This window comes from Burkholderia sp. Bp9012, assembly GCF_003853825.1.
Classification (GTDB): domain Bacteria; phylum Pseudomonadota; class Gammaproteobacteria; order Burkholderiales; family Burkholderiaceae; genus Burkholderia; species Burkholderia diffusa.
This window is the reverse complement of the sequence record NZ_QTQA01000003.1, coordinates 367,400-391,442: the sequence shown is the minus strand read 5'-3', so window position 1 is coordinate 391,442 and position 24,043 is coordinate 367,400. Positions and strand designations below refer to the sequence as shown.

The window sequence follows — 24,043 nt, the reverse complement described above, 5'->3', positions numbered from 1 at the left end:
TGAACGAGGAGAAAGAAACATGTTGCTGATCGAATGTCCGTGGTGCGGGCCGCGCGCCGAATCCGAGTTCACGTGCGGCGGTGAAGCCGACATCGTGCGCCCGGTTGCGAACGAGAACATGACCGACCGCGAATGGGGCGAATACGTGTTCATGCGCGAGAACAAGCGCGGTATCCACCGCGAGCAGTGGCTGCACACGCAGGGCTGCCGCCGCTGGTTCAAGGTCACGCGCGACACGGTGACCTACGATATCAAGGGCTACGAAAAGTTCGGCGGCGCAGCCGCCGGCAACGCACACGAAGAGGGCACGAGCAAATGAGCCAGAAAGACCGCCTCGGCACCGGTGGCCGCATCAATCGCGCGATTCCGCTGACGTTCACGTTCAACGGCCGCACGTATCAGGGCTTCCAGGGCGACACGCTCGCGTCCGCGCTGCTCGCGAACGGCGTGCACTTCGTCGCGCGCAGCTTCAAGTACCACCGTCCGCGCGGGATCGTGACGGCGGACGTTGCGGAACCGAATGCCGTCGTGCAGCTCGAGACCGGCCCGTACACGGTGCCGAACGCGCGCGCGACCGAGATCGAGCTGTACCAGGGCCTCGTCGCGACGAGCGTGAACGCCGAGCCGTCGCTCGAGAACGACAAGTACGCGATCAACCAGAAGTTCTCGCGTTTCATGCCGGCCGGGTTCTACTACAAGACCTTCATGTGGCCGCGCAACATGTGGCCGAAGTACGAGGAGAAGATCCGCGAGGCCGCCGGCCTCGGCAAGGCGCCCGAGGTGCTCGACGCCGATCGCTACGACAAATGCTACGCGCACTGCGACGTGCTCGTGGTCGGCGGTGGCCCGTCGGGCCTCGCCGCCGCGCATGCGGCCGCGACGGCCGGCGCGCGCGTGATCCTCGTCGACGACCAGCGCGAGCTCGGCGGCAGCCTGCTGTCGTGCCGCGCGGAAATCGACGCGAAGCCGGCACTGCAGTGGGTCGAGAAGATCGAGGCCGAACTGCGCAAGCTGCCCGACGTGACGATCCTGTCGCGCAGCACCGCGTTCGGTTATCAGGACCACAACCTCGTGACGGTCACGCAGCGTCTGACCGATCACCAGCCGGTGTCGATGCGCAAGGGCACGCGCGAGCTGCTGTGGAAGGTCCGCGCGAAGCGCGTGATCCTCGCGACCGGCGCGCACGAGCGTCCGATCGTGTTCGGCAACAACGACCTGCCGGGCGTGATGCTCGCCGGCGCGGTGTCCACCTACGTGCATCGCTACGGCGTGCTGCCGGGCCGCAACGTGGTCGTGTTCACGAACAACGACCGTGCATACCAGACCGCGCTCGACCTGAAGGCGTGCGGCGCGAAGGTGACGGTCGTCGATTCGCGTGCGTCGTCGAACGGCGCGCTGCCCGCGGCCGCGAAGCGACAGGGCGTGACGGTGATGAGCGGTGCAGTCGTGACGGCTGCTTCGGGTAAGTGGCGCGTATCGTCGGTCGACGTCGCGTCCTACACGAACGGCCAGACCGGCGGCAAGCTGCAGTCGCTGCCGTGCGACCTCGTCGCGATGTCGGGCGGCTTCAGCCCGGTGCTGCACCTGTTCGCGCAGTCGGGCGGCAAGGCGTGCTGGAACGACGAGAAGGCCTGCTTCCTGCCGGGCAAGCCCGTGCAGGCGGAAGCGAGCATCGGTGCGGCCGCTGGCGAGTTCGGTCTCGCCCGTGCGCTGCGGCTCGCGGTCGACGCGGGCGCCGAAGCGGCGAAGGCAGCGGGCTTCACGGCCGCGCAGCGCCCCGTCGCGCCGCAGGTCGCGGAAACCGTCGAAGGCGCGCTGCAGCCGTTGTGGCTCGTCGGCAGCCGCGAGGCCGCCGCACGCGGGCCGAAGCAGTTCGTCGACTTCCAGAACGACGTGGCGGCCGCCGACATCCTGCTGGCCGCGCGCGAAGGTTTCGAGTCGGTCGAGCATGTGAAGCGCTACACCGCGATGGGCTTCGGCACCGACCAGGGCAAGCTCGGCAACATCAACGGGATGGCGATCCTCGCGCAGGCGCTGGGCAAGACGATTCCGGAAACGGGCACGACGACGTTCCGCCCGAACTACACGCCCGTGTCGTTTGGTACGTTCGCGGGCCGCGAGACCGGCGACTTCCTCGACCCGATCCGCAAGACGGCCGTGCACGAATGGCACGTCGAGCACGGTGCGATGTTCGAAGACGTCGGCAACTGGAAGCGGCCGTGGTATTTCCCGAAGAACGGCGAGGACCTGCATGCGGCCGTGAAGCGCGAATGCCTGGCGGTGCGCAACAGCGTCGGCATCCTCGACGCGTCGACGCTCGGCAAGATCGACATCCAGGGTCCGGATGCAGTGAAGCTGCTGAACTGGATGTACACGAACCCGTGGAACAAGCTCGAGATCGGCAAGTGCCGCTACGGGCTGATGCTCGACGAAAACGGGATGGTGTTCGACGACGGCGTGACGGTGCGCCTCGCCGACCAGCATTTCATGATGACGACCACCACCGGCGGCGCGGCGCGCGTGCTCACGTGGCTTGAGCGCTGGCTGCAGACCGAATGGCCCGACATGAAGGTGCGGCTCGCGTCCGTCACCGATCACTGGGCGACGTTCGCGGTGGTCGGCCCGAAGAGCCGCAAGGTCGTGCAGAAGGTGTGCCAGGACATCGACTTCGGCAACGACGCGTTCCCGTTCATGAGCTACCGGAACGGCACCGTCGCGGGCGTGAAGGCGCGCGTGATGCGGATCAGCTTCTCCGGCGAACTCGCGTATGAAGTGAACGTGCCGGCCAATGCGGGCCGCGCGGTGTGGGAAGCGCTGATGGCGGCCGGTGCCGAGTTCGACATCACGCCGTACGGCACCGAAACGATGCACGTGCTGCGCGCGGAGAAGGGCTACATCATCGTCGGCCAGGATACCGACGGCTCGGTCACGCCGTATGACCTCGGGATGGGCGGGCTCGTCGCGAAGTCGAAGGACTTCCTCGGCAAGCGTTCGCTGTCGCGCTCCGATACGTCGAAGGAAGGCCGCAAGCAGTTCGTCGGCCTGCTGACCGAGGACGAACAGTTCGTGCTGCCCGAAGGCGCGCAGATCATCGCGAAGGACACGCAGGTGTCGGCGGTCGATCCGACGCCGATGATCGGCCACGTGACGTCGAGTTATTACAGCCCGATCCTGAAGCGCTCGATCGCGCTGGCGGTGGTGAAGGGCGGCCTGAACAAGATGGGCGAGAGCGTCGTGATTCCGCTGGCCAACGGCAAGCGCGTCACCGCGAAGATCTCGAGCCCGGTTTTCTACGATACCGAAGGGGTGCGCCAGCATGTGGAATGAAACGAGAAACCAGTCGCAAGTGGCCGGCGCTGGCGTGACGCTTGAATCGCCGTTCGTCGGCGCGGCCGATGTGCTGAAGGCGCATCAGGCGCGCGCATCGAAGAAGTTCATGCTGCGCGAGCGGGCCTTCCTCGATCTCGTGAACGTGCGCGGCGAGCTGAGCGACCCGGCATTCGTCAGCGCGTTCGAGCGCGTGGTCGGTTGCCGGCCGCCGTCGGCACCGAACACGGTGGCGCGCGGCGCCGAGTACGACGTGCTGTGGCTCGGTCCCGACGAGTGGCTCGTGCGCTCGAACGGGCCCGTGCAGGCGGGCGTGCTCGAGGCGCAGCTCGCGGAGGCCGTGCAGGGTTCGTATGCGGCGGCGGTCGACGTCGGCAGCGGCTACACGGTCGTCGAGGTCAGCGGCGAACGCGTGCGCGACGTGATCGCGCGCGGCTGCCCGCTCGATCTGCATCCGCGCGTGCTCAAGCCGGGCCAGTGTGCGCAGTCGCACTACTTCAAGTCGCCGATCACGCTGATCCCGACCGGCGACGATACGTTCGAGATCGTCCTGCGTCGCAGCTTCGCAGACTATTTCGTGCGCATCATGCTCGACGCCGCGGCGCCGCTCGCGTCATGAAGCCGTTCGACGAACCGTTCGTGGCGATCGACGCGCCGCGCCTGCGCGGGCGCGGCTGGAGCGTGTTCGTCGACGAACTGAAGGTGCCCGCGCGGATCGGCATCCACGCGCACGAGCACGAGGCGCCGCAGCCGATCGTGATCGATGCGCGGCTCGGGTATCGCTGCGAGCCGAGCGAGCAGGGCGAGTGGATCGACTACGACGGTTACTGCGCCCGCGTCGCGTCGTTCCTGTCGCACAAGCCGCATACGCGGCTGCTCGAAACGCTCGTCGCCGATCTCGCGGTGATGTCGTTCCGCGAATGGCCCGCGCTGGAGTCGCTGACGCTGTCGATGTACAAGCCGAAGATCCGTCCGGGGACGAAACGCGTCGGCGTGTCGCTCGACTGGACGCGTGGGGATTACCTGCGGTGGACGGGGGCGGCGGGGCAGCTGTAACGGGCTGAGCAGCCCGTATCGTCCCAGGGCGGCGCGTCATGACGAAGTCACGACGCGCCGTTTCTCTTTGCAGCGCCTATGCCGCGCCGCTCAGCGCCGGATAGTCGACATACCCGCGTGCATCACCGCCGAAGAACGTCTCGCGCTGCGCGTCGTTCATCGGCGCGCCCGTCTTCACGCGCGTCACGAAATCCGGATTGGCGAGCACCATCTGGCCATACGCTTCGAGATCGGCGAGACCCGATGCCACATCGGCACCGATCGCGTCGCGCGTGCGCCCCGGGCGGTTCAGGATCAGCGTGCCGCGCCAGCGCGCACGCAGGTCCGCGAGCAGCGATTCATCGCCCTGATGCATCACATGCAAATAGGCGAGGCCGAGCGCGTCGAGCTGCGTCGCCAGGTAGCGGTAAAGCTCGGCGCTTTCCGGACCTTCATCGATCCCCCACAGCGTGGTGCCGGGCGACAGGCGGATCGCCGTGCGATCCGCGCCGATCTCGTCGGCGATCGCGGCAGCGACTTCGATCGCGAAGCGCGCGCGATTCTCGATCGACCCGCCGTATTCGTCGGTGCGCGTGTTGGCGTTCGGCGCGAAGAACTGCTGGACCAGATACCCGTTCGCACCGTGAATCTCGACGCCGTCGGCGCCGGCCTCGATCGCGCGTCGCGCGGCGAAGCGGAAGTCGCTCACGGTGTCGCGCACCTCGGCCGTCGTCAGTGCGCGCGGCGCCGGAATCTCCTGCATGCCCGTCGCCGTGAACATCGGCACGCCCGGCGCGATCGCCGACGGCGCGACGCCTTGCCGGTGGTGCGGCGTGTTGTCGGGATGCGACATGCGGCCCACGTGCATCAGCTGGATGAACAGGCGGCCGCCGCGCGCGTGCACGTCGTCGCTGATCCTCTTCCAGCCGGCGACGTGTGCGTCGGTATAAATACCCGGCGTCGTCAGGTAGCCCTGGCCGTCGGCCGACGGTTGCGTGCCCTCGGTGACGATCAGCCCGAGGCCCGCGCGCTGCGCGTAGTACTCGGCGGCCCACGCGCCGGGCGTACCGTCGAACGCGGCGCGGCTGCGCGTCATCGGCGCCATCACGAGGCGGTTGTCGAGCGTGTACCGGCCGACGCGCACCGGGGTGAACAGTTGCGGCGTGTCCTGATCGGTAGGGGCCGGAACGAACAGTTGTTTCATCGCGTTTTCCTCATCGAAGTTCGGGATGCGCCACCGGGGCGATGCCGCATCGGGCGGCGGCGCGCGCGTTGCGCCGGCCTCGCCGCCACGTCAGCATCATCCATTGCTTCCTTTTCGAGATAAACCGGGTATCGTGGAGATCATTGATCCATTGATGGAGCAGTCGGCATGGAACTGCTGAACGACATGGCGCTGTTCGTGGAGGTCGTGAAGGCGCACGGCTTTCGTAGTGCCGCCCAGACGCTGGGGATGCCGAATTCGACGTTGTCGCGGCGGATCGGCGCGCTGGAAAAGGCGATCGGCCTGCGATTGCTGCATCGCACGACGCGGCGGATCGAGCTCACGGAGGCCGGGCAGCTGTACTTCGAGCGCTGCAAGCGCATCGTCGACGAGGCGCGGCTCGCGCACGAACAGCTCGGCGGGCTGCTGGCCGAACCGTCCGGGGTGCTGCGCGCGTCGTTTCCGGTCGATTTCGCGGTGATCTACCTGACGCCGCTGGTCGTCGAATTCGCGGAACGGTATCCGAAGCTGACGTTCGATTTCGAGCTGACGTCGCGGCGCGTCGACCTGGTGAGCGAGCCGTTCGACGTCGCGATCCGCATCGGCGAATCCGCGGATTCGCAGCTCGTCGCGCGGCGGCTCGCGACGTTGCGCAGCAACCTGTATGCGTCGCCACGCTATCTCGAACGTTCGGGCGAGCCGCTCGAACCAGGCGACCTGACGCGCCATCAGTGTCTGAGCGTGCAACGCGTCACCGCGTGGACGCTGCGTCGCGGCGAGCGCACGGTCGACGTGCCGGTGGGCGGGCGGTTCGTCGTCAACAGCGTCGGCATGAACCGGCAACTGGCCGTGCACGACGCGGGGATCATCCAGTTGCCGGAGGAAGTGGTGGCCGACGACGTGGTCGCCGGCCGGCTGTGCCGCGTGTTACCGGAATGGGAGGGCAACCCGGTGCCCATCTATGCGATGACCGAAACGCGTTTGCTGCCCGCGAAAACGCAGCATTTCATCGAATTTCTGCGCGCGCATTTCGCACGCGAGTGAGCGGCGGTACGTGCCGTCGTGCGTCCCGCCGCTGGCGGATACGCAGGTACGCGCGGTGCGTAGCGTGAGGTGCGCTTACTTCGCGTTGCGGTTCGCGGCGGGCGCTGCGGTCGACAGATCGCTGACCGGCATCATGCGCGCGTTCGTATCGTTCGCGCCTTTCGCGCCGTCTTCGGGTTCGAGCACGAAGCGGAACGTGTCGACCCGCTGCATCACCTTCGCCGCATACGCATTCGATCCGCCGTAGCTTTTCAACCCGGCCTGCACGTTGCCGCCGGCCGCCCGCACATAGCCCGACAGAATCTTCGAGCCGGCTTCGACGTTCGCATTCGGTTCGGTCAGGTCTTTCACGTTGCGCAGCATGCCGCGGTGCGCGGAAGGCACGACCTGCATCAGTCCGGTCGCGCCACGCTGGCCGCGCGCCTTTTCCTGGAAGCGCGATTCGATCGAGATAATGGCGTAAACGAGTGCCGGAGGCAGCGAATATTTCGTCGCAGTCATGTTCACGATATCGGCGAGTTTCGCGGCGCGCTCTCGCGCGACGCCGAATTTCTTCGTCAGGTAGGACGTGATGCGACGGTTTGCTTCGTTGGGCTGATCGTTCGCGAGCGGGGCGGAGGCCTCGGTCGGCGCGGATGCGGCGGCTTCGGGCGCGGAGGCAGGCAATGCGGGCGCCTGCTGCGCCGAGGCCTGGTGCGCGATGCCGAGCGAAAACACGATCAGCCAGAGAAACCGTCGTCGCATGGTGAAGTGCGGGGAAATGGGAGGCGCATAGTATATCGGCCAATCATCTGGCGTGTGCGAGCGTGGGCTCGAATGAAAGCGCGATGTAGGCTTTTGTCGGCGGGTGCCTCGTACAGACTCGATCGTTGCACGAACACGTATCGGAGTCCGGATGAAGAACGGCCGGATTTTCTCTCGCGTCCCCCATTTCACACGCGTATCGCGATCGCGGATGCGTGCTACGCCCGCCGCGCGCTCGCCACCCGTGCAAGCGCGCCGATCGCATCACTGACCAGCACCGCGAGCAGCCCGACGATCACGCCGCCCTGCAGCACGAACGCCGTGTTCGATGTCTGCAGGCCTGCGATGATCACATCGCCGAGCCCGCGCGCGGCGACCGTCGACCCGATCGTCGCGGTGCCGAGATTGATCACGACCGCGAGCCGGATCCCGTTCACGATCACCGGAAACGCGAGCGGCAGCTCGACCGACACCAATTGCTGCCAGCCGCTCATTCCCATCCCGCGCGCGGCGTCGACGACGTCGCGCGGCACGTCTTCGAGCCCCGCGATCGTGCTCTCGAAGATCGGTAGGAGCCCGTACAACACGAGCGCGATCAGCACGGGTTTCAGCCCGAAGCCGACGGCCGGCACCGCGAGCGCAAGCACTGCCACCGGCGGAAAGGTCTGGCCGATGTCGACGACGCTGCGCGCGACCGGCAGGAAATCCGCGCCGGCCGGACGCGTGACCGCGATGCCGGCCGCGACCGCGACCAGCGTGCCGATCAGGCTCGACAGCGCGACGGTGCCGAGATGCGCGAGCGTGAGATCGAGCAGGCTCGCACGATCGTAGATGACCGGCGCGCCGTTGTCCGCGAACGGCGCGAACACGCTCTGCAGCCATGCGGGGCGCAGCAGCAGCACGAGCAGCAGCGCAAGGGCGGCCGCACGCGCGACATACGCAGGAAACCGCCGCGGCAGGGTCGAACGCGCGGGCTTCATCGTCATGCGGGCTTCCTCGCATGCGCGCGGATCGCATCGAGGGTGATGCGGCGCGCAGCGTGCCCGTTGCCGTCGTCGACTGGCAAAGCGTCCGCTCCGCGCCACAGCAGTTCGGACACCGCGTCGCGCAGCGTGCGCGTCGCGGCGATCGGTTCGCCGTCGGCATGGCCGGGTTCGGCCACCGCGTCGATCGGCGTCAGCGCGAGCAGGCGCAGCGGCCGGTCGACGCCGGCGACGAGCTGCTCGACGACACCCGCGGCCGGCTTGCCGAGAATCTCGGCCGGCGGCGCGACCTGCAGCAGCCGTCCGCCGTCCATCACCGCGATCGTGTCGCCGAGCTTCAGCGCTTCCTCGATATCGTGCGTGACGATCACGACCGTGATGCCGAGGCGGCGCTGCAGCGCGTACAGGTCGTCCTGCGCCTTGTTGCGGATGATCGGATCGAGCGCGCCGAACGGCTCGTCCATCAGCAGCATCGCGGGCTCGGCCGCGAGCGCACGCGCGACGCCGACGCGCTGCTGCTGGCCGCCCGACAGTTCATGCGGCAGCTTGTCCGCGAACTCGGACGGAGCAAGATGAAACAGGTCGAGCAGTTCGCGCACGCGCGCGTCGATGCGCTCGGCCGGCCAGCCGAGCAGGCGCGGCACGGTCGCGATGTTGCGCGCGACGCTCCAGTGCGGAAACAGGCCGTGCCCCTGGATCACGTAGCCAATGCGCCGCCGCAACTGCTCGGGCGGCACGCTCGCGGTGTCGACGCCGTCGATGCGGATCGTGCCGGCGGTCGGCGCGATCAGCCGGTTGATCATCCGCAGCAGCGTCGACTTGCCGCTGCCCGATGCGCCGACGAGCGCGGTGATCGTGCCTTGCTTCATCGTCAGCGAGACGTCGTCGACGGCGACGACGTCGCCGAAGCGTTTGCCGATGCGTTCGATCTCGATCATGCGGTACGTCCCTTCGCAAGCGTGGTCGCGGCTTCGAACACGACGGCGGCCGCCAGTGCGAGCGCGATCGTCGGGATCGCGCCGAGCAGTACGAGATCGGCGGCCGATTGCCCGATCCCCTGGAAGATGAAGGTACCGAAACCGCCGCCGCCGATCAGCGCGGCGACCGCGGTCAGCCCGATGTTCTGCACGAGCACGATGCGCACGCCGCTCAGAATCACCGGCAATGCGAGCACGAGATCGACGCGCAGCAGCCGCTGCGCGCGCGTCATGCCCATCGCGCGAGCCGCTTCGGTCACATGCGGCGGCACCTGCTCGAGCCCGACCACGACGCTCGACGCGATCGGCAGCAGCGAGTAGAGAAACAGCGCGAGCACGGCCGGCGCGACGCCGATCCCGCGGATGCCGAGCGCGGCCGCGAGCGGCACGTGCGCGGCGAGCAGGCCGAGCGGTGCCATCATCAGCCCGTACATCGCGATACTCGGGATCGTCTGCACGATATTGAGCACCGGCATCACGACGGTGCGCAGCGGTGCGACCCGCGCACACGCGATGCCGAGCGGCAGGCCCGCGACAAGCGCGGCCGCGACCGATCCGCCCGCGAGCGACACGTGCCGGATTGCTTCGCGCCAGAAGTCGTCGCTGCGCACCGCGTATTCGCGCATCACGGACAGGCCGTCCCACCAGCCGGTCGCAAGCGGCACCGATATCGCCGCGATAGCGACGACGAGTGCGACGAGGCGGCGCCACGGGCCGAATGCGAGCCGCGCGAGTGCGTCGGCGACCAGCACCGCCCAGGCGAACAGCAACAGCCAGACGCCTGCCGCGGGCGACACGCGCGCGAGCACGTCGTCGGGTGCGACGACGTGCGTCGCCGCGGCGCCGACCGCGTAGGCGAGGGTCGCGAGCCACGTGCAGCCCGCCGCGAGCCGCCATGCGGGGCGGCTCGCCGTCATCGCCCACAACGCGCCGACGACCCACAATGCGGCGAGCGCGGCCCCCTGCATCGCGGGCAGCGCGGCGAACGCCGACAGCCCGGTGCCGGCCGCGATCCGGTTCGGCCGAAGCACCATGAACGGCATGCCGAACACCGCGACGATCGTCAGGACACCGATCAGGATGCCGACTTTATCCAGCGCGATGCGTCGCGCGGACGCCACCGCGCGACCCGTCACTTGACGAAGCCTTTCGACTTCAGGTAGCTCTTTGCCACGCCGGCGGCCGGCTCGCCGTTGATCTGGATGCGCGCGTTCAGCATTTGCAGCGTCTTCAGGTCGAGGCTTTCGAACACCGGCTTCAGGTACTCGGCGATTTGCGGATGCGCTTTGAGCACGACTTCGCGAATCACCGGCGTCGGCGCGTAGACGGGCTGCACGTGCTTGTCGTCGTCGAGCACGACGAGGCCGCTCGATGCGATTCCGCCGTCGGTGCCGTACACCATCGCCGCGTTCACGCCGTCGGTCTGGTTCGCGGCGGCCTTGATCGTCGCGGCCGTGTCGCCGCCCGACAGCACGACGAGCTGATCCGGTTTCAGCTTGAAGCCGTAGGCCTTCTCGAACGACGGCAGCGCGGACGCGCTGTTCACGAATTCGGCCGACGCCGCGAGCTTCAGCTTGCCGCCACCCGCGATCCACTTGCCGAAATCCGAGAAAGTCTTCAGGTGCTGCGCTTGCGCGACCGGCGCGAGCACGGCGACGCCCCACGTGTTGTTCGCGGGCGCCGGTGCGAGCCAGACGAGATGGTTGGCGGCATAGTCGAGCTTCTTCGCGGTGTCGTAGCCCTGGCTTGCGTTCTTCCAGAGGGGATCGTCGGCCTTGTTGAAGAAGAACGCGGCGTTGCCCGTGTATTCGGGGTAGATGTCGATCTCGCCGCTCGTGAGCGCCTTGCGCACGATCGGCGTCGTGCCGAGCGCGATCTTTTCGGTGACGGGGATGCCATGGGACTTCAGCACCTGTGCGATGACGTTGCCGAGCAGGTTGCCTTCGGTGTCGATCTTCGACGACACCACGACGGGCGTGTCGGCGTGCGCGCCGGGTGCCACGACAGCGGCGGCGAACGCGAGGCCCAGGATTCGGGCGGGCAGGGCGAGCTTCATCGGGGCCATTCTCCAGAACGGGGACGTACGCCGAAAGTTACTTGACTGAGTCGGCTTTGGCAAACCATGTGCGGCGGCACGTCCACAGCGCGCGTGGGGATAACCCGCGCGCGTCACGCGCCGTTGTTAAACTGGAACGCATTCCCCCGCCTGCGGACATTTGCTGACATGAAGCCTGAGCTGCTGGTCCTTATCGCGCTGCGCGGCGACGCGCACCGCCAGATCGCCGCGTCATACGACGTCCATCATGCACCGCTCGCCGATGAACGCGAGCGCGCGATCGCCGAACACGGCAGCACGATCCGCGCGGTGTTGACCAACGGCAGCACGGGCCTGACTGCCGCCGAAATCGATCGTCTGCCGCAGCTCACGTTCGTCAGCGCGCTCGGCGCGGGCTACGAGCACATCGATGTCGCGCATGCGAAGGCGCGCGGCATCACCGTGGTGACGGGCGCGGGCACCAACGACGATTGTGTCGCCGATCATGCGTTCGCGCTGCTGCTGGCGGCCGTGCGCAACGTCGTGCAACTCGACGCGAACACCCGCGCCGGCGTATGGCGCGACGCGCTGCCGATGCCGCCGAACGTGTCGGGCAAGAAGCTCGGTATCGTCGGGCTCGGCAAGATCGGCGAGAAGTGTGCGCGGCGCGCGGCCGGCTTCGACATCGAGATCGGTTATCACAACCGTTCCGCGAAGAATGTTCCGTATCGCTATTTCGATCGTGTCGAGGCGCTCGCGCAATGGGCCGATTTCCTGATCGTCGCGACGCCGGGCGGCGCGGGCACGCATCATCTGATCGACCGCACGGTGCTCGACGCGCTCGGCCCGGGCGGGTTTCTCGTCAACGTGTCGCGCGGCAGCGTTGTCGATTCTGCTGCGTTGGCGGATGCGCTGCGCGAACGGCGCATCTCGGGCGCCGGGCTCGACGTGTACGAAGGCGAGCCGGAGCCGCCGCGCGCGCTCACGGCGCTCGACAATATCGTGCTGACGCCGCACATGGGCGGCTGGTCGCCGGAGGCGCTCGATCGTTCGGTCCAGCAGTTTCTCGACAACGCCGCGCGGCATTTCGCGGGGGAGCCGGTGCTGACGCCGGTGTGAGCGGCGCCGCCGCCGCGTGCGGAAGGGATGAAGGACGCACCGGCACGAAGATGAACCGGCCCGCCAAGGGGAGAGAACATTGCGTCGTGGCCGCTAATTCAGCGTCGAAATATCGATCCTGCTGAAATGGCATTTCCCTCCATCAAGTCAGGCTTTCGGCCGGACGCGCATCGCGCTGACGGACGACGAGCGGGCCGGGCGCGAGCTCGTCGTCGAATGGATGCGCGAGCTTGACCTCGACGTTCAGGTCGATCGGATCGGCAACATTTTGGGCACGTTGCGTTCCGCCTCCGGCGACGGCAGCGAGCGGCCGCTGATGATGGGCTCGCACATCGACACCGTGACCAACGCTGGCGCACTCGACGGCTGCTACGGCGTGCTCGCCGGCCTCGCCGTCGTGCGAGCCTTTCGTCGTGCGGGGCGTCGCATGGCTGACGCGATCGCGTGGCCGACGAAGAACGGCGCCGTGCGACGGTGAAGCATCGTCGCGCGGCGCCTTCGATACGTGTCACCCGGCGTCATGCGCATGCGATCGGGCGCGATCGCATGCGCGTGGCGGTCAGTCGTGCCGGACCGCGCCGGCTCAGGACGAAACCAGCGGCACCGTCACGGACGTGCCTGCCGGATCAAGCGCGAGACCCGTGCCGGGCGTCGGCCGCAGTGTCGCCTCGTTGTCGCTCGACAGCACGACGAGGCCGAGCTTGTGACCCGCTTCGAGCGTGTAGTCGCGCGGCATGAACGTCAGCTTCAGGTCATACGGCATCCCCGGCAGTACGGGCTGCGAGAACCAGTCCGACACGCGATTGCGCGGATCGGTCCATGCCCGCGTGACGATCGTGGCCGACCCATCCGGTGCGCGGTCGACCAGCAGTGCCGTCACGTTCGCGACGCCGGTGAAGGTCAGCCGCACGCGTGCGGTTGCGGTGCCGGACAGGCGCGTCGCGGCCGCGAACGGCGCTGTCTCGAAGCGGCTGCGATGCTCGCCGGTCGCGGCGTTCGCCAGCGTGAGCGCGGGGATCGACGCATCGTCGGTGAAGCGCGCGAGCGGACCGCCGCTCGGCAGCCGCAACAGCGTGCCGGTGCCCGTGCCGTCACCGCCCGCGAAGTACGCGACCGGCGTGGCGTGCCGCGCGGCCCAGTCAGCTTCCTTCAGCAGCGTGCCGTCGGCCTGCTCGACCACCGCGCGCGGATCGCGTTCGACGCCGTTGTCGACGCCGATCAGGTAGCGCGTGAACCAGCGGTTCACCTCGGCAGTCCACGCATCGGCCATCGCCGGCACGCGGGTCGGGTCGGTGTGCTTCAGGCGATGCAGCCACAGTTGCGTCGGCACGCCCTGGCGCCGCATCGCCAGATACCATGACGTCGACTGGTCGACGCGCACGTTGTCGTCGGTCAGCCCCTGTGCGACGAGTGCCGGCGCGACCGCGTGCGCGGTCGGAATGTCGCGTGCGGCCCAGAACGGCGAATAGTCGCCCGTCTTGCGGTCTTCCTGCTGCAACGCCTCGTCGATCAGGTGCGTGCAGCGCTCCGGATGCGCGTTCGTCAGCAGTGCCTTGATATAGACGTCGACGTCCTCGCCCTGATAGCCCTCCGGCGCGCGCACGAGCCCGCCAGAGCGGTAGTAGCCATACATGTTCGACAGGCCGGCGATCGGCACGATCGCGTCGAGCCCGCGCGTGCGCAGGCTTGCGACCATCTTCGGCAGCGTGCCGTCGTACGACACGCCGTACATGCCGACGTGGCCCGTCGACCAGTTCGCGACGATCGGCTTGCCGCTCGCATCCTTCGCGGCGGCATCGCGGCCGAGCCAGCGGATCACCGACGCCATCGCGACGGATTCGTCGCGTGTGAGGATCGTCGGGCAGCCGTCGGAACCGGCGGTGCCGAGCGAATCCGCATAGACGATCGTGAAGCCGCGCGGAATGAAGTAGCCCTCGATCCACGAACGGCCGGCCGCGGCCGCCTCGAGCTGCTGCAGCATGCGCGTCTGCGGCACCGCGGCCATGATGCGCGCCGAGGCGCCGGTGGCTGCCGCGGCCGCAGTGGTGGCCGGATGCGGGGTGCCGTCGAGTTCGACGTCGACGTCGTGGTTCGGGCTGTCGGCGAGCCCTGCATAGTACGGGCTTGCGAGCACGATGACTGGCGTGCGGGCGCCGCTGGCGGTTTCCGACGGACGCACGATGCGCACGTGAATGCGGTCGCGCGTGCCGTCGCCGTCGGAGTCGACGGACGTGTCGACCCACGCGTTTTCCTCGATCGTGCCGCCGGATAGCGACGGCTGTACCTGACCGTTGGTGATCACCGGCTTGTAGCGTCCGCCGCTGGCCGGATTCGCGTACGGGACGCCGGACGGCGACACGCGCCCTTGTGCATTGTCACCCTGCTGATCCTGGTTTTGCCCTTGACCTTGCGCGAGCGCGGACACGCCCGCCACGCTGCCGCCGTCATCTCCGCCGCACGCGGCGAGCGTCGCGGCTGCAACGAGCGCGGGTAGCCATGCGCGGCGCGATCCTCTGAAATGAAATTGCATTGCCGACCTCGTTCTTTTGATTGTGTGGATACGACCGTTCCGCGATACGCCCCCTGCGGGCCGGGCCGATTACTGCATGCAACGAAAAGGAAACCGCACCATCGGGACATCACAGACGACATGCGCCGGCCGGAAAGCCGTGGCTTCGGCCTGCATGTCATGCAGGACTGCAAAGTAAATGTGCGCATGCCGCGCGTCCTTCCAGGTGAGGCGGAACGACATCATTCGATGAAACGGGGATGTTGCGAGCTGCGGTGCTGCGCTGCGGAAAAACACGACGCGATGCGCGTGCGGCGACGGAATGAAACGGATTGGCGGTTTCGGCCGCGCCACGCATCGTGATGGCTTGCCGGTTCGCGTTTGCTTTCCGGAAGCTTGCGCAAAAGTTATCTCAGTGAAAACGGCGTGTCAAACTTTTTTAACTGTGAGTAAAAAATATTTGAGACGTCGTCGATGCGGGGCGCGTGGTGTGCTGGCGGCGCGTCTGCCGCCGCTTCGCGCCGCGTCGTCCGATGCAAAACGGGCGATGACGAATCGTGTTCGCCATCGCCCGCTCGCCGGATGCTTTCAGTCTTGCATCCATTCATGAACGCCTGTGAGGGTCAGCCGTCGTCGGCCTTCGCCTGCAGATCCTTCAACCCCTGAATCACGACCAGCAGCGCCCGCCCGTGCTCGTCGGAGCCGTCCCACGCGTCGACGATCGCGTCGCGCAGCAGGTCGTTGTACCGGCGGCGCGCCGGGCCGGTATCGACGCCGTAGAAACTGCATAGCTTATTGAATGGCGCGCTACGTCGCAGCCGATGCCCGTTCGACAGCCGAAGGCGCGACACGGTCGGCTGGCTGACGCCGGAAAGCCTTGCAATTTCGCTGGACGAGCGCGTGTCCGCCATCAGACGGCGCAACAGGTCTTGTACAGGAAAATCATGGTCCGGGGCTTCCATGCGATGCATTATACCTATACAGTTACGGTTGTTGAATGGGCTTGCTGTCACCAGCGAGGCTGTATCCCGAGAAAGTTGATGACACTGAAACACCTCCCTCCCACGTTCTGCTGGACGAAGATCGGTACCGAGTCCGGCGAGGAACTGCCGACCGTCGTGCTCCGCAAGGAATGGGAGCGCCGGCTCGGGGGCGGGCGTTTTCTGTGGGGGATCAACCAGCCGCTCGGCAGCAGCGCGCAAGTCGCCGCGCATCGCACGGGTTCGCTGCTCGCACTGTTTTCGCCGGTCGCGTCGCGCACGCGGCCCGGCGAGCGCAGGCGCGAGGACGCGCTGCTGTGGAATGCATGGGTCGACGCAAGCGGCCAGGTGCGGCCGCTGCCGGCGCACACCTTCATCGCGAGCCGCTCGACGCTGCCGTCGGGCCGGCGCCGCGAACAGCACTACGCACTCGTCTGCGCATCGTCCACCGCACTGACGGTCGGCACGCAACTGCGCGTGTTCCCCGACCACCTGCGCAGCGTGAGCACGGGCAAGCCGCTCGGCGTCGCGCAGGGCGCGGCCGTGGTCGATTGCATCGGGCGCGCGAAGGAGCAAACTGGCAAGAGCTATCCGCTTGCGCTGTCGGTCGAACTCGAAGCACCGTATTTCGTGCGACTCGCGCAGCCGTGCGTGCTGAAGGCGCGCGATCTCGCCGAGGTGAACAAGGCGACGCGCGCCGGCGATTTCGATCGCTTCGTCGAACTGGTCGCGCGCTTGCGCGGCCGTTCGCCGACGGATGCCGTGCGTGGCGTCACGCGCGACCTGTTCGACGTGCCGCCGATCGAAACGGCGGCCGCCTACGTCGCGCCCACGCATGTCGCGCGACTGCGCAGCCGGCCCACGGCCGAGCATCCGAGCGGGCTCACCGGTGATCTGTTCGATCTGTCGCCCGGCGAAGCGGCCGCGTTCGGCGGTCTCGCGCATCCGCGTATCGGGCGCGCATGACGTTCGCGCCGCGCATGTGCGGTGCGTGACGTGAAGCAGGACCGCTGAATGCGCGTGCAACGACACGCATGCGTGTGGCCGCCATCGCGGCGCGCGCAAGAATGTGTTGCAAATTCGCCGTGGCAGATCGGCAAGCGTCGCGAGACAATCGCCACGAAGCGTGCTGCGCGGAGGCTCGTGCGCCGACAGGCTGCTCGCCGTCGTTCACGCCGCTGACATGCGCACCACGCACGCTGGGCGTCGGCTTGCTTCACACTGCAATCCTGAGGGAGACGTGTCGATGTCGATCCACATCTGTTCGAGGGAAGCCCAAGCGGCGCAACGCTTCGTCGAAGCGACGCGCAACGTCGATCAGGCGTTTCGCGCGGTGCGCGGCGAAAGCGACGACGACGTCTCGTCGGCCGAATATGCACGTGCGATGTCGCGCCTCGATCGCGCGCTCGACGAACTGGCGCGTGCGCAGGAGTTCTTCGATCGCGTGGTGGGGGCCGACGCGGCGCACGGCAACTGAACTCGATTCGCGGCTTCTACCTTCACTTGCGCGTATGGCTGAGTGAGAAATGCGACACGCCCGTGTCGCGCCTGCCGGATGCTACGCGTAGCCGCCGTGCTGGAACGACGTCGCGAAGAACTGCATCTGGTAGCGGATCGCGTGTGCCCAGTAGTCCCATGTATGTCCGCCCGGACGCTCCGCATAGTCGTGCGGCACGCCGAGCGCGACGAGTCGTTGATGCAGCGTGCGGTTCGAGCCGACGAACGAGTCGTCGCGGCCGCAGTCGATCGTCAGGTCCAGATGTGCGCGGACGAACGCGCGCGCGTTTTCGACGATCGCGTTGCGGTTCCAGAATGACGGATGGCGGCCGGGGTCGCCGAATACGTGGTCGATGCCCGGTTCGTCCTCGCAGCAGCGCGGATCGACCGCGCCGCTGATGCTGCCGACCGCGCCGAACGTGTCGGACCGGTCGAGCGCGATGCGCAGCGCGCCGAAGCCGCCCATGCTGAGCCCGGTGATGGCGCGCGCGCCCTTGGTCGCGATCGTTCTGAAGTGCATGTCGACATACGACACGACTTCGTCGCCGACGAAGGTTTCGTAGCGGCTGCCCGAGTCGAACGGACTGTCGATGTACCAGCTTTCGTGTCCGCCGTCGGGCATCACGAGGATCACGCGGTAGCGATCGGCCAGTGCCGCGATGTGCGTGTTCGCGGTCCAGTCGGTGTGGTCGCCGCCGGAGCCGTGCAACAGGTAGACGACCGGAAAGCGCTCGACGCCGCGTTCCGGGCCGTGGCGCAGGCGTGCGTAGTCGTCGGGCAGCACGACGGTCGCCTTCAGCGTCTGGTTCATCGCGGCACTCGGAATCGCGACGACCCGCGCCTGATAGGCGAGGGCCGGGCCCGCGGCGGCGAGCAGCAGTAGTAGCCAGAACGCGCGTACCAGATTCATGGAGCCCTCGCATCGGGAAAACCCTGTTCGGCGACTCTAGCAACCGTCCCTTTCAGCCATATTTCGGCGAAACCTACGGATTGTCAGGTGGCGGGGGCGCACGGCCGGGGCCGTTCGCGTCAGCCGAGGCAGCGTGCGAGCGCCTCCAGGAACGCGCCAGGCTGCTCGGCCGGCATCAGGTGCCCGCAACCGGCGATCGTTTCGAAGCCTGCACAGCGCACGAGCGCCCAGTCCGGCACGTGCCAGCCCGCACGCGAGCGTTCGCCCGCGACGAGCCACACCGGATGGCGCTCGAATACTTCGGCGAGCGCCTGCAGATAATCGGGGTCGCCCGTCGTCGCGACGACCGAGCGTCCCGTCGCGCGCAGCGTCGACGCCGGCTGATGCGCGAGCCAGCGGCGCGCGTCGTCGAGCTGGCGTGGCGACGGATCGTCGATCGAGCCGCGCAGCCAGCCGAACGGATCGCCGCGCAGGCCGTCGAGCATCGCGTCGGCTTGCACGGCCGACATGCGGCCGACCGACGCCGACCAGAACGCATCGTCGAGCGTGAAGTTGCCTTCGACGTTGACGATCCGGCGCACGCGCGCTGGATGCGCGTGGGCGAACAGCATCGCGATCGCGCCGCCGACGGAGTGACCGACGATATCGACCGGCAGCGTGCCGAAGTGCGTGTCGATTGCCTGCCGGACATGCTCGACTTGCGCGGCGAGCGTGATCGCGTCGGACGGCGCGTCGCGATGGATGCCGTAACCGAGCAGGTCGGGGGCGAGATGCGGGCCTGGCCATCCGGGCACGTCGAATGTGCCGATGAAACCGTGAACGAAGACGACGGGCGGAGCGGGCTGGCTCATTGGGCGTTCGGCAACGGAAGGGGCGGCAATTCGAATTCGGCGAGCAGTTCGTCGAGTTCGAGCGCGTGCGTGCGATCGTGGTCGAGCAGCTCGCGCACGAGTTCGTCGAGCGACATCCGGCGGATTCCGTCGCGCAGCCCGCAGCGCTGGCGTTCGGACGGTCGCAGCGCCGCGGCCGACGCGCACAGCGCGGCGCGGCCGGCGCGGAATGCGGCGAGCGCGCCGTCGAGCGGCTGTGCGAGGTAGTCGCGCTGCGCGGCGAGCGCGGTCCCGTCGACGGACGCGATCACCGGCAGTTCGTGCGTGCGCACGACATCGATGCGTTCGGCGAACACCGCGTCGAGGTCGCGCAGGTGGCACGCATGTTCGACGAGCGAGAAGCCCGTGCCGGCGGGGCGGCGCGTGGCCAGCGCGGCGGGAACGCGAGCGGCATACGCGGCGACCCGGTCGGGCATCGCGGCCAGCGCGGCGACGACGTCGGCGAACGGCAGCACCAGCGGAAACGCGCTGAATACCGCGCCGTAGCTGAACAGCGTGCCGCCGATCCGGCCGCGCGCCTGCACGACGTCGTGCCCGTGGCGGCGCATCACGTCGGCGACCATCGCGCCGCAGAACTGCCGGGCGGTCGTATCGGCTTCGATTTCGGGGAATTTGTGCGCGATCTCGTGCTGGATCGCGCCGATCGCCGCGACGCCGACGCGCGACAGCGCCGCGAATTCGAGATAGCGCGCGGGCTGCGTAATCAGGGCTTCGAGCTGCGCGCCGAGTGGCGTCGCGCGAAAACGGTCAAAACGGGAATGCATGACGACAAGGCCTCGCCGTGTAACGTGTCAAAATGCTACGTTACACGGCGAGGCGCCGTCAATCCGTTTATGCAGAGGATTCGGCCGGGGCACCCGCTTCGATTGCGCTGCTGCGCCCCGGCCGGGCCAGCCTTATGCGTCCCGCTTGCCTTCCATCTCCGCGCGCAGCCGTGCTTCCTGTTCCTGCAGCTCCGGCGTGAACGCCTCGCCGAAATCCTCGGGCGAGAAGACCTGGCGGATCTCGATGTCCGATTCGGTGGGCATCGGATTCGGGCAGCGCTTGACCCATTCGACGGCTTCTTCCATCGAATTCACCTGCCACAGCCAGTAGCCGGCGATCAGTTCCTTGGTCTCGGCGAACGGGCCGTCGATGACGGTCCGGTCCTTGCCGGAGAAGTGCACGCGCTTGCCGCGCGAACTCGGGTGCAGCCCTTCGCCGGCCAGCATCACGCCGGCCTTCACGAGTGCCTCGTTGTACTGGCCCATTGCGGCCAGCAGTTCGGTATCGGGCATGGTGCCCGATTCGGAAAAGGCCGTTGCCTTGACGATCACCATGACGCGCATTGTCGCTACTCCTTGAACGGGAAAGGGAACATCCGCAATCGGCCTGCCGTGCGGACGGCAAAACGATCGGTTACGACACTACGACGCATGACATGCGCGCGAATCGACATCGCGCGCAAACAATTCTGATGACCGGTGACGGGGAGGTGGCAGCCGTGGGCAGCATCGCGTAACGGACGAGGCGCGCGGAGTGGAGGATTCGCCCGCGTGAAACCGGAGGCGGACGGCACCGGCACCGGCCGCGGCCCGGCGTGGCGAGTCGCGCAACCCGGTCGATTCCAGCACGGGACGATCGTGCGGCGACGTGCCGGAGCCCCCGGTCAAAACTGGTATGCTGGTCAGCATTACGTTCATGTGGAGGGCGCCATGGCAACGAAGGAAGTCTCGAAGAAAAAGTACCTGAAGATTCTGAACAAACGCCTGCGTGCCGAGCCGGAAGCGCCGGCCGGCGCGTCGTTCGTGTTCTTCCCGCTCGGCGCGAAGGCCAAGCATGCGACGGGTGTCATATCCGGCGAGCCGCGCAGCAAGCGCGAACTTGCAGTGATGGCCGCGATCCAGAGCAAGGCCGCTGCGGAATTCGTCGTGACCGGCGCCTGACCGGCGACGTACGACGGACGGCCGCACACGGCAGCGCGTGCGTTACGCCGCGGCCGCCTCGCAATATGCAATCACACCGGCGATCACGCGCGCGATGTCATGCGTGATCGCCGGGCCGTGCATCGGCAGAATGATGTCGAGATCGAGCGCCTGGATGCGGCGCAGCGCGCTCGCCAGGTGCGCGAGCGACGGGAGGTAGTCCGAGCGCGTGATCGCGTCGAGGATTGCCGGCAGCGGGTCGTCGGTCTCCTCCCTGCCGAAGCGCATCAGGATGTCCGACGACAGCAGTGCCTTGTACGCCGGCAGATACACGACGAGCGCGTCCCACTGATGCACGTGCTTCGTGAAGACCGGCACGACGTCGATGCCCGAGAGCGTCGTCGGCTCGCCGTCCTTCAACGGAATCGCGCGTACGCCGAACACGTCGGCAAGCCCCCATGTACACATCGGATGTCCGTACGCGACGAGCGCCGGATTGGCCGCGAGGAAGTCGGGCAGCGCGCCCATTTCGTCGGCCTCGAAGTGCGGGACGATCACGTTGCTGACCATCGACGGCGCGATGCCGACGGTGTCGAGCGCCGCACTCAGTTGCGTGAAGTTGGAACGCGTGCCCGTTTCGACGCACAGCACGTCACCGTGCGACGATCGTACGAAGAACTGACTGAAGCTCAGGTTCAGCGTGTCGACGTAGGACGTGGCGCGAAACAGGCCGTCGCGGACGGCGTCGATTCGGGAGGCGCTCATCGGGGATCCTCGCGCAGGGAAGGGGCGGGAGCCGCACCGCCCGCGCACCGCGGGTTGCGGTGCGGCAGACGGCGGCAGTCGATCTTCCGATCCAGTCTAGCAGCGCCGCCCCGGATCCGCGAACCGGGGCAACCCCACGGCGCGTCAGTTCTTCAGCTTGTAGCCGGTGCGGAACATCCACGCGACGATCGCGAGCAGGATCGCGAGGAACAGCGAGGTGGCCGCGAGGCTGATCCCCACGTGCACGTCGGCCAGCCCGTAGAACGACCAGCGGAAGCCGCTGATCAGATAGACGATCGGGTTGAACAGCGTGACGATGCGCCACGCGGGCGGCAGCATGTCGACCGAATAGAAGCTGCCGCCGAGGAACGTGAGCGGCGTGATGATCAGGAGCGGCACGAGCTGCAGCTTCTCGAAGCTGTCGGCCCAGATGCCGATCACGAAGCCGAACAGGCTGAAGGTGATCGACGTCAGCACGAGGAACAGCACCATCCAGAACGGATGCAGGATGTGCAGCGGCACGAACAGGCCTGCCGTCGCGAGGATGATCAACCCGAGCAGCAACGACTTCGACGCGGCCGCACCCACATACGCGATCACGATCTCCCAATACGACACGGGTGCGGACAATATCTCGTAGATCGTGCCCGTGAAGCGCGGGAAGTAGATGCCGAACGACGCGTTCGAGATGCTCTGCGACAGCAGCGACAGCATCACGAGGCCCGGGACGATGAACGACCCGTAGCCGATCCCGTTCACGTCGCTGATGCGCGAGCCGATCGCGGAGCCGAACACGACGAAATACAGCGACGTCGAGATCACCGGCGCGATGATGCTCTGCATCAGCGTGCGGCGCGTGCGGGCCATTTCGGCGCGGTAGATCGCGCGGATGCCGTGAAGATTCCAGTTCGCCATGTGCGTCAGGCCCCTTGTGTGCCGTTGCGGCGGTTGTCGATCAGGCTGACGAAAATGTCCTCGAGCGAGCTCTGCGTCGTGTGCAGGTCGCGAAAGCCGATGCCGGCCGAGCCGAGGGCGTTGATCAGCTTCGCGATGCTCGCGTCGTCGCGCTGCGAGTCGTACGTGTAGACGAGCGCGGTGCCGTCGTCCGCGCGTTCGAGCCCGAACGCGGCGAGTTCGCCCGGCACGGTCGCGAGCGGATGCTCGAGCTGCACCGTCAGCTGTTTCTTGCCGAGCTTGCGCATCAGCTCGCGCTTCTCTTCGACGAGCACGAGCTCGCCGCCGAGGATGATGCCGATCCGGTCGGCCATTTCCTCGGCTTCCTCGATGTAGTGCGTGGTCAGCAGGATCGTCACGCCGCTTTCGCGCAGCGAGTCGACCAGCTTCCACATGTCGCGGCGCAGCTCGACGTCGACGCCGGCCGTCGGCTCGTCGAGGAACAGGATGCGCGGCTCGTGCGACAGCGCCTTCGCGATCATCACGCGGCGCTTCATGCCGCCCGACAGCGTCATCAGCTTGTTGTCGCGCTTGTCCCACAGCGACAGCGCCTTCAGCGTTTTCTCGATGTAAGCGGGATCGGGGGCCTTGCCGAACAGGCCGCGGCTGAACGACACCGTCGCCCAGACGGTTTCGAACGCGTCGGTCGTCAGCTCCTGCGGCACGAGGCCGATCATTTCGCGGGCGGCGCGGTATTGATCGCGGATGTCGTGCCCGCCGACGGTCACGCGGCCTTCGGTCGGCGTGACGATGCCGCAGATCGAGCCGATCAGCGTGGTCTTGCCAGCGCCGTTCGGTCCGAGCAGCGCGAAGATCTCGCCCGGGCGGATGTCGAGGGTCACGTGCTTCAGCGCCTGGAAGCCGGACGCGTAAGTCTTGGAGAGGTCGGAGACGGAAAGGATCGGTTGCATGCTCACGGATGGCACGGCCGGTCGGTCCGACGCTGCCCGCCGCGCGTGCCCGGTGCCGCCGCTGCGAAGCGGCCGGTGTCGGGTGCGGCATGGCGAACGGGCGTCATGTCGAACGGCGTTGTGGTGCGGGATCGCAGGACCGCCATATTAGCAATCGGAAGATGGAAATGCATTTCGACGCAAAGGTCATGCGATGCCGGTGTCGGATTTGCGGAAAATGTGTGTGCGTCATTCAATAAAGCGGCGCTTTATTCG

Annotated in this window: 24 protein-coding genes and 1 pseudogene; 10 read left to right on the top strand and 15 right to left on the bottom strand. The window is 67.4% G+C overall.

Annotated features, from left to right (window positions below; genetic code table 11):
• The first annotated feature begins 19 nt into the window (after positions 1 to 19).
• Genes DIE11_RS05990 through DIE11_RS05975 form a run of 4 tightly spaced genes read left to right on the top strand, consistent with a single transcriptional unit; the run spans position 20 to position 4,383 of the window.
• Positions 20 to 319, top strand: coding sequence for a sarcosine oxidase subunit delta (locus DIE11_RS05990; RefSeq protein WP_059534095.1), 300 nt, complete (start codon positions 20 to 22; stop codon positions 317 to 319).
• Positions 316 to 3,327, top strand: coding sequence for a sarcosine oxidase subunit alpha family protein (locus DIE11_RS05985; RefSeq protein WP_124622195.1), 3,012 nt, complete (start codon positions 316 to 318; stop codon positions 3,325 to 3,327). The genes DIE11_RS05990 and DIE11_RS05985 overlap by 4 nt, the downstream gene beginning before the upstream one ends.
• Positions 3,317 to 3,946 (top strand): sarcosine oxidase subunit gamma, encoded by a 630-nt coding sequence (locus DIE11_RS05980; protein ID WP_124622194.1) that lies wholly within the window; start codon positions 3,317 to 3,319, stop codon positions 3,944 to 3,946. The genes DIE11_RS05985 and DIE11_RS05980 overlap by 11 nt, the downstream gene beginning before the upstream one ends.
• Positions 3,943 to 4,383, top strand: a complete 441-nt coding sequence (locus DIE11_RS05975) for a dihydroneopterin aldolase (protein ID WP_059452158.1) — start codon at positions 3,943 to 3,945, stop codon at positions 4,381 to 4,383. Before DIE11_RS05980 ends, DIE11_RS05975 begins: the two co-directional genes overlap by 4 nt.
• 76 nt (positions 4,384 to 4,459) lie before the next feature.
• Here DIE11_RS05975 and DIE11_RS05970 read toward each other — a convergent pair whose 3' ends face one another.
• Complete coding sequence (locus DIE11_RS05970; protein WP_124622192.1) at positions 4,460 to 5,566, bottom strand: alkene reductase; 1,107 nt, start codon at positions 5,564 to 5,566, stop codon at positions 4,460 to 4,462.
• Positions 5,567 to 5,734: 168 nt separating this feature from the next.
• On the opposite strand from DIE11_RS05970, the gene DIE11_RS05965 reads away from it, so the two are divergent.
• A complete protein-coding gene (locus DIE11_RS05965) occupies positions 5,735 to 6,610 on the top strand; it encodes a LysR family transcriptional regulator (RefSeq protein WP_124622190.1) in 876 nt (291 codons plus the stop codon).
• A gap of 75 nt (positions 6,611 to 6,685) precedes the next feature.
• Here the strand turns inward: DIE11_RS05965 and DIE11_RS05960 are convergent, their stop codons facing one another.
• The 5 genes from DIE11_RS05960 to DIE11_RS05940 form a co-directional block, all read right to left on the bottom strand.
• The gene (locus tag DIE11_RS05960) at positions 6,686 to 7,354 is read right to left on the bottom strand and encodes a lytic transglycosylase domain-containing protein (protein WP_124622188.1); all 669 of its coding nucleotides are present in this window, start codon (positions 7,352 to 7,354) and stop codon (positions 6,686 to 6,688) included.
• Between the two features lie 218 nt (positions 7,355 to 7,572).
• Positions 7,573 to 8,340, bottom strand: a complete 768-nt coding sequence (locus DIE11_RS05955; protein ID WP_124622186.1) for an ABC transporter permease — start codon at positions 8,338 to 8,340, stop codon at positions 7,573 to 7,575.
• The gene (locus DIE11_RS05950; protein ID WP_059600285.1) at positions 8,337 to 9,275 is read right to left on the bottom strand and encodes an ABC transporter ATP-binding protein; all 939 of its coding nucleotides are present in this window, start codon (positions 9,273 to 9,275) and stop codon (positions 8,337 to 8,339) included. The genes DIE11_RS05955 and DIE11_RS05950 overlap by 4 nt, the downstream gene beginning before the upstream one ends.
• The gene (locus DIE11_RS05945; protein ID WP_124622183.1) at positions 9,272 to 10,450 is read right to left on the bottom strand and encodes an ABC transporter permease; all 1,179 of its coding nucleotides are present in this window, start codon (positions 10,448 to 10,450) and stop codon (positions 9,272 to 9,274) included. The genes DIE11_RS05950 and DIE11_RS05945 overlap by 4 nt, the downstream gene beginning before the upstream one ends.
• Entirely contained in the window at positions 10,447 to 11,370 is a 924-nt protein-coding gene (locus DIE11_RS05940) for an ABC transporter substrate-binding protein (RefSeq protein WP_124622181.1), read from the bottom strand. The genes DIE11_RS05945 and DIE11_RS05940 overlap by 4 nt, the downstream gene beginning before the upstream one ends.
• Positions 11,371 to 11,538: 168 nt before the next feature.
• On the opposite strand from DIE11_RS05940, the gene DIE11_RS05935 reads away from it, so the two are divergent.
• Together DIE11_RS05935 and DIE11_RS05930 are read left to right on the top strand one after the other, a co-directional pair.
• Entirely contained in the window at positions 11,539 to 12,468 is a 930-nt protein-coding gene (locus DIE11_RS05935; protein ID WP_124622179.1) for a 2-hydroxyacid dehydrogenase, read from the top strand.
• Positions 12,469 to 12,619: 151 nt separating this feature from the next.
• A pseudogene (locus DIE11_RS05930) lies at positions 12,620 to 12,895 on the top strand (M28 family peptidase); the annotation flags it as partial.
• Positions 12,896 to 13,051: 156 nt separating this feature from the next.
• Here the strand turns inward: DIE11_RS05930 and DIE11_RS05925 are convergent.
• The gene (locus DIE11_RS05925) at positions 13,052 to 14,998 is read right to left on the bottom strand and encodes a Xaa-Pro dipeptidyl-peptidase (RefSeq protein ID WP_124622177.1); all 1,947 of its coding nucleotides are present in this window, start codon (positions 14,996 to 14,998) and stop codon (positions 13,052 to 13,054) included.
• 602 nt (positions 14,999 to 15,600) lie between these two features.
• Positions 15,601 to 15,939 carry a helix-turn-helix transcriptional regulator gene (locus DIE11_RS05920; protein ID WP_044844401.1) on the bottom strand — a complete coding sequence of 113 codons (339 nt, stop codon included), beginning with the start codon at positions 15,937 to 15,939 and terminating at the stop codon, positions 15,601 to 15,603.
• A 78-nt stretch (positions 15,940 to 16,017) separates the two neighbouring features.
• Between DIE11_RS05920 and DIE11_RS05915 the strand changes: the two genes are divergently transcribed.
• A complete protein-coding gene (locus DIE11_RS05915) occupies positions 16,018 to 16,923 on the top strand; it encodes a hypothetical protein (protein WP_059600279.1) in 906 nt (301 codons plus the stop codon).
• Between the two features lie 280 nt (positions 16,924 to 17,203).
• On the top strand, positions 17,204 to 17,434 hold the full coding sequence (locus tag DIE11_RS05910) for a hypothetical protein (RefSeq protein ID WP_059600278.1): 231 nt from the start codon (positions 17,204 to 17,206) through the stop codon (positions 17,432 to 17,434).
• A gap of 81 nt (positions 17,435 to 17,515) precedes the next feature.
• Here the strand turns inward: DIE11_RS05910 and DIE11_RS05905 are convergent, their stop codons facing one another.
• The 4 genes from DIE11_RS05905 to DIE11_RS05890 form a co-directional block, all read right to left on the bottom strand.
• Positions 17,516 to 18,364, bottom strand: coding sequence for an alpha/beta hydrolase family protein (locus tag DIE11_RS05905; protein ID WP_124622175.1), 849 nt, complete (start codon positions 18,362 to 18,364; stop codon positions 17,516 to 17,518).
• 119 nt (positions 18,365 to 18,483) lie between these two features.
• Positions 18,484 to 19,215, bottom strand: a complete 732-nt coding sequence (locus DIE11_RS05900; RefSeq protein WP_124622174.1) for an alpha/beta fold hydrolase — start codon at positions 19,213 to 19,215, stop codon at positions 18,484 to 18,486.
• On the bottom strand, positions 19,212 to 20,018 hold the full coding sequence (locus DIE11_RS05895; RefSeq protein WP_124622172.1) for a DinB family protein: 807 nt from the start codon (positions 20,016 to 20,018) through the stop codon (positions 19,212 to 19,214). The genes DIE11_RS05900 and DIE11_RS05895 overlap by 4 nt, the downstream gene beginning before the upstream one ends.
• A gap of 132 nt (positions 20,019 to 20,150) precedes the next feature.
• Positions 20,151 to 20,582: a YciI family protein gene (locus tag DIE11_RS05890; RefSeq protein WP_059600274.1), complete on the bottom strand. Its 432-nt coding sequence runs from the start codon at positions 20,580 to 20,582 to the stop codon at positions 20,151 to 20,153.
• A gap of 366 nt (positions 20,583 to 20,948) precedes the next feature.
• On the opposite strand from DIE11_RS05890, the gene DIE11_RS05885 reads away from it, so the two are divergent.
• Complete coding sequence (locus tag DIE11_RS05885) at positions 20,949 to 21,179, top strand: hypothetical protein (protein ID WP_124622170.1); 231 nt, start codon at positions 20,949 to 20,951, stop codon at positions 21,177 to 21,179.
• Between the two features lie 42 nt (positions 21,180 to 21,221).
• On the opposite strand, the gene DIE11_RS05880 is transcribed toward DIE11_RS05885, so the two are convergent.
• From DIE11_RS05880 to DIE11_RS05870, 3 genes are all read right to left on the bottom strand, one after another.
• The gene (locus tag DIE11_RS05880) at positions 21,222 to 21,923 is read right to left on the bottom strand and encodes an MBL fold metallo-hydrolase (RefSeq protein ID WP_059600272.1); all 702 of its coding nucleotides are present in this window, start codon (positions 21,921 to 21,923) and stop codon (positions 21,222 to 21,224) included.
• A 144-nt stretch (positions 21,924 to 22,067) separates the two neighbouring features.
• Positions 22,068 to 22,838: an ABC transporter permease gene (locus DIE11_RS05875; protein WP_121856849.1), complete on the bottom strand. Its 771-nt coding sequence runs from the start codon at positions 22,836 to 22,838 to the stop codon at positions 22,068 to 22,070.
• Between the two features lie 5 nt (positions 22,839 to 22,843).
• Positions 22,844 to 23,788 carry an ABC transporter ATP-binding protein gene (locus DIE11_RS05870; RefSeq protein ID WP_059600271.1) on the bottom strand — a complete coding sequence of 315 codons (945 nt, stop codon included), beginning with the start codon at positions 23,786 to 23,788 and terminating at the stop codon, positions 22,844 to 22,846.
• Positions 23,789 to 24,043: the final 255 nt, after the last annotated feature.

Coding starts and splice junctions, on each gene's coding strand:
- DIE11_RS05990 (WP_059534095.1), top strand. CDS start 20: ATGTTGCTGATCGAATGTCCGTGGTGCGGGCCGCGCGCCGAATCCGAG.
- DIE11_RS05985 (WP_124622195.1), top strand. CDS start 316: ATGAGCCAGAAAGACCGCCTCGGCACCGGTGGCCGCATCAATCGCGCG.
- DIE11_RS05980 (WP_124622194.1), top strand. CDS start 3,317: ATGTGGAATGAAACGAGAAACCAGTCGCAAGTGGCCGGCGCTGGCGTG.
- DIE11_RS05975 (WP_059452158.1), top strand. CDS start 3,943: ATGAAGCCGTTCGACGAACCGTTCGTGGCGATCGACGCGCCGCGCCTG.
- DIE11_RS05970 (WP_124622192.1), bottom strand. CDS start 5,566: ATGAAACAACTGTTCGTTCCGGCCCCTACCGATCAGGACACGCCGCAA.
- DIE11_RS05965 (WP_124622190.1), top strand. CDS start 5,735: ATGGAACTGCTGAACGACATGGCGCTGTTCGTGGAGGTCGTGAAGGCG.
- DIE11_RS05960 (WP_124622188.1), bottom strand. CDS start 7,354: ATGCGACGACGGTTTCTCTGGCTGATCGTGTTTTCGCTCGGCATCGCG.
- DIE11_RS05955 (WP_124622186.1), bottom strand. CDS start 8,340: ATGACGATGAAGCCCGCGCGTTCGACCCTGCCGCGGCGGTTTCCTGCG.
- DIE11_RS05950 (WP_059600285.1), bottom strand. CDS start 9,275: ATGATCGAGATCGAACGCATCGGCAAACGCTTCGGCGACGTCGTCGCC.
- DIE11_RS05940 (WP_124622181.1), bottom strand. CDS start 11,370: ATGAAGCTCGCCCTGCCCGCCCGAATCCTGGGCCTCGCGTTCGCCGCC.
- DIE11_RS05935 (WP_124622179.1), top strand. CDS start 11,539: ATGAAGCCTGAGCTGCTGGTCCTTATCGCGCTGCGCGGCGACGCGCAC.
- DIE11_RS05925 (WP_124622177.1), bottom strand. CDS start 14,998: ATGCAATTTCATTTCAGAGGATCGCGCCGCGCATGGCTACCCGCGCTC.
- DIE11_RS05920 (WP_044844401.1), bottom strand. CDS start 15,939: ATGGAAGCCCCGGACCATGATTTTCCTGTACAAGACCTGTTGCGCCGT.
- DIE11_RS05915 (WP_059600279.1), top strand. CDS start 16,018: ATGACACTGAAACACCTCCCTCCCACGTTCTGCTGGACGAAGATCGGT.
- DIE11_RS05910 (WP_059600278.1), top strand. CDS start 17,204: ATGTCGATCCACATCTGTTCGAGGGAAGCCCAAGCGGCGCAACGCTTC.
- DIE11_RS05905 (WP_124622175.1), bottom strand. CDS start 18,364: ATGAATCTGGTACGCGCGTTCTGGCTACTACTGCTGCTCGCCGCCGCG.
- DIE11_RS05900 (WP_124622174.1), bottom strand. CDS start 19,215: ATGAGCCAGCCCGCTCCGCCCGTCGTCTTCGTTCACGGTTTCATCGGC.
- DIE11_RS05895 (WP_124622172.1), bottom strand. CDS start 20,018: ATGCATTCCCGTTTTGACCGTTTTCGCGCGACGCCACTCGGCGCGCAG.
- DIE11_RS05890 (WP_059600274.1), bottom strand. CDS start 20,582: ATGCGCGTCATGGTGATCGTCAAGGCAACGGCCTTTTCCGAATCGGGC.
- DIE11_RS05885 (WP_124622170.1), top strand. CDS start 20,949: ATGGCAACGAAGGAAGTCTCGAAGAAAAAGTACCTGAAGATTCTGAAC.
- DIE11_RS05880 (WP_059600272.1), bottom strand. CDS start 21,923: ATGAGCGCCTCCCGAATCGACGCCGTCCGCGACGGCCTGTTTCGCGCC.
- DIE11_RS05875 (WP_121856849.1), bottom strand. CDS start 22,838: ATGGCGAACTGGAATCTTCACGGCATCCGCGCGATCTACCGCGCCGAA.
- DIE11_RS05870 (WP_059600271.1), bottom strand. CDS start 23,788: ATGCAACCGATCCTTTCCGTCTCCGACCTCTCCAAGACTTACGCGTCC.